The 10,080-nt window shown below is 42.9% G+C and carries 1 protein-coding gene; it reads left to right on the top strand.

Annotated elements, in window-relative coordinates:
* The first annotated feature begins 364 nt into the window (after nt 1–364).
* Nucleotides 365–10,078 carry a SpaA isopeptide-forming pilin-related protein gene (locus tag F9856_RS12105; protein WP_236659519.1) on the top strand — a complete coding sequence of 3,238 codons (9,714 nt, stop codon included), beginning with the start codon at nt 365–367 and terminating at the stop codon, nt 10,076–10,078.
* Nucleotides 10,079–10,080: the final 2 nt, after the last annotated feature.

Below are 10,080 nucleotides of genomic sequence, written 5' to 3'. Positions count from 1 at the left end.
TGTGACGATGTATCAAAGTTAATTCAAATGACTATAAAATTTAAAATGTTGATTTAACAAGGCTTTCGTAACTCCAAATTTGCAATTTTTGGAGTTTATAGAGGTGCTCTTATTAGTTACCAACTTGTCCCATAGTAAGTTCTACCTTATTTTTTTGTCTCAGTCTAATTTCCAGTTTTGGTGTTAGACTGCTTTGAGAATTTACTGAAATTTTTTATGCGTATGGCGTGTACTTTCAGAAATTTGGCTTGAACTTCCTAAATAGGTATGTTATACTGGTAAACTGAATAAGGAAATTACCCCTCCTTAAATATTTAAGGGGGGGGGTAATTTTTTTCTATTTTTACGAGGAGAGAGAAATAAGTTGAAATCGTGGGTAAAAGTAGTAAGCAAGTTTCTACTTGCTTTGTTAGTCATAGACTCTATAACGACAACAGCTATCGCCTTATCAGAAACGACTTCGGAAGAAGCAATGATACGCGATACATACTTAAAATCTTATCAAGAGGATACCACTAAGTTATCGCTCACCATTGATAAGGAACAAACGAATTCCGAACAATTAGCTGTTAAACTTAAAGTTGCGGAAGGAGTAATAGATGAGCAAGGATTAACCTTGATTCTGCAAAGCGGTCTGGCTTTGGGTCAAAATGACCAAGGACAGGACATACTTCCTGAAGGTTTCTACCGAGATGAGACTTATAATGAAGATGACAGAAAAGCTACTACAGAAACTGAAGATTCCCTTGCGAAAGGATTAGAACAGTTGCCTGTGTATGGTGAAGGGTACTATTCTTTAAGAATCAAACCGAATGCCAATCGCTCTGTTGCTTTAATTACAGACCCAAGTGACAGTAGTAAGCGATTTGAGGAGCATGTCTTTATTTTCAAAAAGGTTTCCGAGGTTCAGACTGGGGAAATGGTCGCAATGACCAACGAGCATTACCTGACCATTCTCAAAGAAAATCAATCTGTATTTACCAACCAAGAGACGACGGAAATAAATGCCTCAACTGTGATTCCTAGAGGTCCCGGCAGTATTACTATTCAGCTGAGAGCCTATGAAGAGAATAACCCTGACCCTCAGGTGCCCTTGACCGAAAGTGAGTTTGAGATCTCATCGGTCGCTCATCCAGAGCAAACGATGAAAGGGAAGACGGACTTAAACGGAAATGTGACCTTTGAAAATATCGCACTGGGGTCTTACACGATAAAGCAACTCACTTCCAATTCAGATTATACAATCGCTGAACAGATTGAAACGGTGGAACTGACAGAGGCAGAAACAACCAGGACGATTCGTGTTACCAATACTGAAAAGAATGCATCGGAACGACAGAATGGTGGTATTAGCCGTTCTTCTCGAAGCAGGAGAGCTGTCACAGAAGCAGCTTCTTATTCGACTACAACAACTGTTACAAACCCAGATGGAACAACAACTACCTATACACGTGAAGAGTCTATCTTCAAGTACATCTTCAAGCCCATCACAATTTCTATTCCAGGGGTCTATCAAAGTTATTCCCAAGATGGAGTCTTAGAGAAAAAGGAGGTAGTAGTTGACTCAGCTACTAATACCACAAAAATCATCTGGGAGTATACGACTACGGTAGGAGGCGCCAATAGCAATATCACCTCTATTAGAAATGCCTTCTCCACCACAACGGACTCAGGCCTAGGAGAACCACGAATTACCTCGGTCACAAAAAATGGCACTCCGATAACAACCAATACGACCTACTTTGGAAGTTCCGACAATTTCAAATCGGCAACAGATAACTTACCGGTTGAAAATGGGACTTATGTCTATACGATTGAAACTCCTGTAGTGATTCCAAGTGATAACTATAGTTTGGATTATCGTTCCGAAGTAACGGTTAACGCTCCAAAAGGAAGTAAACTTACCTATAATGGTACGTCAGTTACCTTAAGTCAAGCTGAAACGCGTACCTTATCAACAGCAGATACCATTACACTTCCAGCTCAAGAAGATGGTGGAGTGTTGGGTGATTTAAAAGTCGAGACTGTCAATGCATCGAACGTCAACCGTACCATTGGTAAGTATCGTGATGGCAATGATAGAGTCATCGAATGGACTAGTTCGCAGTTAAATGATACTACAGATTCACAAACGTTTACATTCGACGTTGCTTTAGATAGCTCACAAGCTGTCCATGAATACAAAGTTTACATCTATGAACCAAGCAATGGAACCTATACTGAAACTAGAGCTGAAACGGTCATTCCGATTGGGAATCAGATTACGGTTAGCAATGTACCAGCAGGTGCTATCGCTCTGGTTAAGACAGTAACGAATGTTATAAACGAGAAACTTAACCATACTATTTCAGGAGCACAACTAGAAGCACTGAAAGGTGATATAAAAATCCAGAAAAATTGGGTAAACGGAGCAACACCAGTAAATACAAGCTTCACTATCACTGGTGGTACTGTCAACCAAACCAAAACATTGTCTGCAGGTCAGGCGACCATTACGGTAAATGATGTTCCTAAATTCTCAGGGACAGGTGCGACAGCGATGAAGAAGCGGATTCACTATGAAGTCAATGAAACCGTACCTACTGGCTACATTCTGGCATCGGCTACCTTTGACCTCGAAAGCTTGACCTACCTTTTCAATAACAAAAAAGACGAGTCTTCATCGACACTTCCAGGTCCTCCTGGAACTCCTACCAACTACGGAATTACCTCTGTTGAACCAGTTGATATTAACTATATTAAGTACCAAAGTGGTAGTACGGTTTGGGGTGGATTCAGTGGGTCTTTGAAACTTGGTTTCAAAATCCCGCCGTATGCTCAGGAAGGGGACAGCTTTACAGTTCAAATTCCAGAGGAATTGAAACTAGATCACCCAGCCAATCCAAATCAAGAGTGGACACCAGTCTATGATAATAACGGTCGAGAGATTGCGAAGGTCTATCATACAAAAGATAGAGAACTCAAGTTTGTCTTGACAAAGAACGCTTACTCTGTTTCAGAATATAGCGGTTGGTATACCATCGGAAGTCAACCAAGTAACATCATTCAAAAAAATAATGACACTTCCTTTAGAGGTCCTTATCTGACAGGTGTTGACCCCGTCCTTCCAAAGTGGTATGAATGGGAAAATACTAAATCAACAATTCTTACAAAACAACTGAACTTTACAGGAAGTTATACGGGGGCATCGTTCTCCTATGACAATAAAACGATTAGCACGACTGGGACACTCAATGCCACAAATAATGGCTCTAGTCAAGGGGATCTCCATGAGTTTGATGGGGTGAACAAATACGAGTATGAACAAGGGGAAGATTACATCATTTGGGACCTGATGTATAACACAGGCGGTGATTATTTAGGTACGAGATCAAACAATTTTTGGGATTTGATTCATCCACAGATGAGTTTGTATACCTATGGAAATACTGACCAGAGTGTGGGGACGGATATTGAGTTTTACATTGCAGATGCGACTGCCGCAGCTTCCTACACGAATCCGGTGAAGATGACTTTTAAAGGGACATCTAGTAAAAACGGACATACTCAGTATCACTATTACATACCAGGGACAACGTATGGTGTAGCAGTCTACATTAAGCAAGAGAATACATCTAATCCATCGTTTGACGGCTTTACTTCTAACTATACGCTTGAGTTTTACTATGAGAACCTTCAGAATAAAGCATTGGTTGCTCGTATCAAGATGAGAAAAGGTGCTGCGACCAATGGAGGTTACTACTATAATGGTGCTCAAAAAGCGCTTTATAGTGGTGTTGGAGGGGCGCAGAAGATTTATCGCCGTGCCGCCGAGACGACAGCACGTGGTGGTGCCTATCCGACAGACTGGTATAGTTTAAAACTGAAAAAAGTTAGTATCGAAAATGGTCAAAAGAAAGCTCTCGAAGGAGCGGCATTTACCCTTTACGACGCCAATAAAAAGCCGTATCAAACGGTACGAAGCAATGCCAATGGTGAGTTTACCTTCTCAGAACTCTTAGCTGGAACCTACACTTTTAAAGAAATAAGTGCGCCACCTGGCTATATCTTAGACCCGACAGAACACACGATTGTTGTTACCAATAGTCAAAACATTACCATTGATGGTAAAAAATACGATGCCAATAGTCCAACAGAAGTTGTCAACACCAAGCCAACTACACTACAAATCAATAAGTTTGAGCTTGGTGAAAGTCAGCCACTAAAAGGTGCGGTCTTCAGACTTAAGAGCAAAAATGGTGGCAATTATGACATTACCATAGGTGATGTGATTCCTGCGAGTCAGTTCATTTTCTCTGATCTTACAAAAGGGACCTATACCTTGACAGAGACAAAAGCTCCAGCAGGCTATAAAACAATTTCTCCAATAGATATTGAAGTCTATGAAGAGAATGGAGAGCTGAAAATACGTAAGTTAACAGATACTGCCAATACTCAGACAGGAGCCATCGAAGTTGTCAACGGTAACTTTAGCATCAATGTTGTGGATGAGGACTTCAGTACCGAGTTTACCAAGGTAAACGAGCAAGGTCAGCCACTCGCTGATGCAGTGTTTGAACTTCGTCAGATGACCCAAACAGGCTACAAACGTGTGTTGACAGGGTTGACCTCAAATGCACAAGGGAAACTTCGAGTAGATCACCTGCAAGGTGGGACAACCTATGAACTCTGGGAAACCAGCGCGCCATCAGGTTATAGGAAGCTAACCACAGCTGCCGCTCGATTCACCGTTTCTGACACAGGTGCGATTACCTTTGCATCAGGAGGCAGTCAAATCACTAACCGCCCTCCAACTTATAAGGTTAAAGTGCAGAAAGTCGATGCACTGACTGGACAAAAAGTAACAGTGCAGACCCGCATCGGTATCACCGATAGCCAAGGGAATGTCATTGATGGACAAATTTCAAACTTTACCAATGGAGAAGTAAGTTTCCCTAAAAACTTTGCTCCTGGAACTTACTACATCAAAGAAGAAACAACTCCGTCTGGTTATATCGGCTTATCAGGTTTGGTACCATTTACCATTCGGGCAGATGGTGTAGTAGAAGTGTCTAGTGATTATCTTGAAGGTATTGATGTGACAACGAGCTCACCAGATACGATTACAATAAAAGTAAAGAACTACCCACTTGGCAGATTCAAAGTTAGTAAACGTATCAAGGGGATTAGTGATTTGACCAATCTTATCACTGGGCAAATGACCTTTACGTTGACCAAGAATGATGATCCAAACGTCACCATCGTCAAACAGCAGGCTGCAAGCCAAGATTTTATCTTTGAAAACCTTCAGCCTGGGGTCTATACTCTGACAGAAACTCAAGCACCATCAGGCTATATCAAATCGACAGAAACTTACACGATACAGGTCGATAGAGATGGTAGCGTGCGCTTCTACCCTAATTCAGATACTAGTAGTCACCTTGCGACTGGATTACGTGTCATAAAGTCAGCTGAAATTGCAGCTACCACAACCCACGGTTCTAGTACAGAAGATAAGGCGCTAGACGGTAATCTGACAACTGGAGCATTATATCGACTGTCGAACTCGACATTGAATGAAGGTCAATGGTGGGGAGTAGATCTAGGTTCGGTTCAACGTGTGACTCAGATTCTCTTTGCCCAAGGTAAAAATGCCACAGACGGTAGTGACCGTGACAAGATGGATAGCTATACCCTTGAGTATTCATCAGATGGCATCACCTACCAATCACTCGGTGACTTCACAACGCTTGACCTTACTCAATCGGTAGATGTCTATGCACGATACATTCGTGTACGAAATCTACAGACAGGAACAAATAGATGGTTGGGAATTCGTGAATTACAAGTAAGTGTCCGAGATGCTACCCAAACGATTGAAGCAGGTGGAAGTAATGATACAGCCAATATTATTAAAATTGGGAACATCGAGAATCCAGAGTTCAAAATTGAGAAAGTAGATAGTAATAACAACCAAATCTCAAAACCTGTCACCTTCAAGCTCTATAAAGTTGACGACAATACAACAGCTGATACTGTATCGAGTGTTACTCTTGATGATAGCAATCTTGTGCAAACCTTGACCTTTACAGGTCAAAGTGACATGACTAGGTTAACTGCGACCGCTCTTGGAAAGTATGTTCTTGTGGAAACTCAGGCACCAGAAGGTTATGATGGTTTGGATGGTCCAGTGTTGCTAGAGTTATACGAAACAACGCAAGCTTATGCGTTGACGCAACAGAAAGCTGTGACACGTTTTAGAGTTTTAAGTTCAACCAATTCGGTCAGCATAGCAGATTTGCCTGGTGTTGCTGGGGTTCTTGCAAATGCTATTAGTATAAAAGTGAAAAATACACTGAAAAGCTATAACCTTAAAATTGTCAAGAAAGACTTGACAACCGATTCTGGACTCAACGCCCGCTTCGAACTCTACAATGAGAATGAGTCTACTAAGTTAGACCAAGGCAATACCACGCAGACAGGAAATAGCCTCACTTTCCGCAATCTGCAGCCAGGTATCTATGTCTTGAAAGAAGTAACACCGCCATCAGGCTACATCCAAGTAGAACCAGTTCGACTTGAAATCACGCAGGCGGGTCAATTACAAATCCTGTCAGGAGATACGGAGCTTCTACAAGTTGGTGCATCAAGTGGCAATACGCTTGAGCTCACGGTGAAAAACGACAGTAAGAAAACCCTTCGCATTTCCAAACGTATCAAGGGTCTGGAAAGCTTAGCTAGTCTCATTACAGGAAACATGACCTTTACGCTGTCAAAAGACAACGACACAAGTTTCCGACCAGTGACTGTCACACAAGCTGCGAATACAGACTTCGTCTTTAGTAACCTGACCTACGGTTCTTATACCCTTGTCGAGACAGCGCCACCAGCAGGCTATATGGCCGAGCCGATTACCTATAAGGTATCTGTGAGTCGCTCAGGAGTTTCTCTCTATAAAGTAGCGAACGCAGCTCCGAGCGAACGTGTCGCAGGTGCAACCCTCATCAAGTCAGGCGACTTATCGAATATCCAGTCTGGACAAGATGGAAATGCGATTGATGGTAATGACACGACAGCAGTTACCTACTCAAACTTCAACGGGCAAGGAAACAACATTCCTGCTGGAGCCTATCTAGGGGTTGACCTACAAGGTGTGAAACGTGTCCGCCGCATTCACTACTTGCAAGGCAATCAGAACAATCCGCTGGATAGATTCAACCGCTTCACACTTGAGTACTCAATAGACGGACGCACCTATTTCCCACTGTCCACTTATACAGCCAATGAATTGGTTGAGTTGGACACGGACATAGTGGCTCGCTACATTCGTGTGAGAAATGAAGACCAAGTCGTCAACAAATGGTACGTCGTTCGCGAATTGACCGTCTCAGCTCAAGCTACAGAAACCGTTGGCGCATTATCAACTGGTCAATATCCAATTGGCAATATCCAGCATCCACAGATTCAAGTGGAAAAACGGGATATGAGTAACGCTCGGATTAACCAGTCTGTGACCTTCAAACTCTATAAGGTGGATGATGCGACGACAACTGCGAACGCTGCAGCAGCCATTCAAGAAAGCAATCTCGTCCAAACCTTTACATTGACAAATGGTCAAGCAAGTCAGGCTTTACAAGCCAAGGTACTGGGACGCTATGCCCTTGTCGAAGTCGCACCGCCAACTGGTTATCGTGCTTTAGCTGGTCCAGTCTTACTAGACTTGACAACTGCACAGGAGACACACAGCGGAAGTCAGATGAAGACAGTGAGCCGCTTCACCCTCGTTGATTCAACAGATAAGGTTACGATTGACACCGCTACTGCAAATGTATTGAAAATCTTCGTGAAAAACGAATTACTCACCTACAATTTGCTTATCAAGAAACGAGACCTTGCAAATCCAAATACAGGACTTGATGCCCGTTTCGAACTCTACAATGAGAATGAGTCTACTAAGTTAGACCAAGGCAATACCACGCAGACAGGTAACAGCCTTACTTTCCGCAATTTGCGCCCTGGCACTTACGTCCTCAAAGAGGTCACAGCCCCAACAGGCTACAATCCGATCCAGAAAATCAAATTGACCATCAGTCTAGATGGACAAATTACGATTGTGGAAGGACCACAAGACTTGTTGGAAAGTCAAGCTGTGAATGCCAATAACGAGATAGAACTTGTCGTTAAGAACAGACCGTTTACAGATTTCAGTATCGAAAAGGTTAGCAATCTAGATCCGACGATCAATTTGGCAGGAGTTCAGCTGCAAATCAAGGCAAAAAATAATGGACCAGCTCCGCTATTTAGCGATGATAATTGGCATATCCAACATTATCAAGCAACGATTGATACCGCAAACAAAGCCTTGACGTGGTGGACCCAATCCAATGACGTTGGCAACGCTGTCTTTAAACTTCCTCAGGGAACGTATACGATTAGTGAGTTGTCTGCACCAGCTGGTTACGAATTGCTTCAACCGTTTGATATTATCGTTGGAGCAGATGGTCAAGTTCGGTTAGCAGACGGCGCACCGACCAATGCCGAAATCAATACAAAAGATGGACGGATAAATCTCAAACTCACCAACATCTTCAAACCGAAACTGAAGATTATCAAGGTTGATAGCAGGGATGAGAACCGCAGACTTGCAAATGCAACCTTCAAACTCTATGGCGAGGATGGACGCACGCAGGTTGGAAGTGACTTGGTGACAGGAACGACTGGGGAAGTAGAGATTCCAGCCTTGACACCGGGTACCTACTATCTACAAGAAACCCAGTCCCCAGCAGGCTTCCAGACAAATGGAACCAAGTACAAACTAATTATCGCTACGGATGGGACTACAACAGTAGAAAATGCCGACGACCTTATTGCTGTCGCGCCACTTTCTGATGATAAAGTCATTTCAATCACACTGAAGAACAATGTGAAGACCTATCTCTTGAAGATTAAGAAGCGAGACTATGATAATCCAACTAACGGAGTATCTGGTGCTCGATTTGCTCTCTATCCATCTGAGGGACCAAACGAAGATGGTAGCAATATGGTGCAAGTGCTCATCAACGGTCGTATGACAGCCCTTGTGGGTGGTAGCTACTCTCACTTGGATAACACAATTGATTTTCCAAATATCCCACCTGGAGAATACGTCCTTAGAGAGACACAAGCTCCATCAGGTTACACAAAAATCAGAGATACGCGCCTTCGGATTGGGGAGGACGGACGCTTGACGCTCCTTGATGCAGATCAGGCTCTTGTATCCGTTGAGACAGGGCAGGGGGATACGCTTGTCATGGTTGCCAAAAACATTCGTACTTTTAACTTCCAAATCAAAAAAGTGGATAGTACAAATGAGGCGACTCTCCTTGATAATGCTCAATTCTCAATCTATAAGACAGATGTTAACTGGACAAAAGGGGATACGGCATTGGCTCAAGGTGTGACAAGTGCTGGTATCTATCAGACGAATCTTGAGCCTGGCTATTATATCCTAAAAGAAGACCAGGCTCCTTCCGGTTATCTCCTCAATCAGAAGGAATACCGCTTCCAGATTAACCACGATGGCTCTATCCTTCTTCATAATCCAGACGAGACGGTATCATTGTCTCGAGCAGATACGAATCGTCTTGTCGTCTTTACTATGAAAAATACCCGAACAACCTCTCAGTTCAAGTTGGCAAAACGCTCGTATCGTGATTCAGATCAGCGTCTAGAAGCGACATTTGAATTGAAAGAAAGTGGGAATGCACAAGCGACAGCAGTTGTTAAGACAACAACGACAACAGGAGATGAAGTTCTCTTTGACAATTTGCCAGTAGGGAAATCGTACATTTTGAAAGAGACGGTAGCACCAGACGGCTATCAAAAGATTGAAAAAGAAATCCATATTGATATAGGCGCAGATGGAGCCATCACTATCCAAGATGGAGGTGACCTCATCAGTCTAGACAATACGGATCCTCACCTGATTATTGTGAAAAACCTCCGCAAAGGAGAATATCCGAAAACGGGTGGTGTAGGGATTATTCCTTATATTGCATTAGGGGGGGTGATGATGTTAGTAGCTTTAGCCGTTGAGTTACGTCGGAAAAACCTTATATAATA

The sequence above is a fragment of the Streptococcus suis genome (assembly GCF_016743335.1).
In the GTDB taxonomy this organism is placed as follows: domain Bacteria; phylum Bacillota; class Bacilli; order Lactobacillales; family Streptococcaceae; genus Streptococcus; species Streptococcus suis_Y.
The sequence above is the reverse complement of the archived record's forward strand: the minus strand, read 5'-3'. Positions and strand labels throughout refer to the sequence as shown.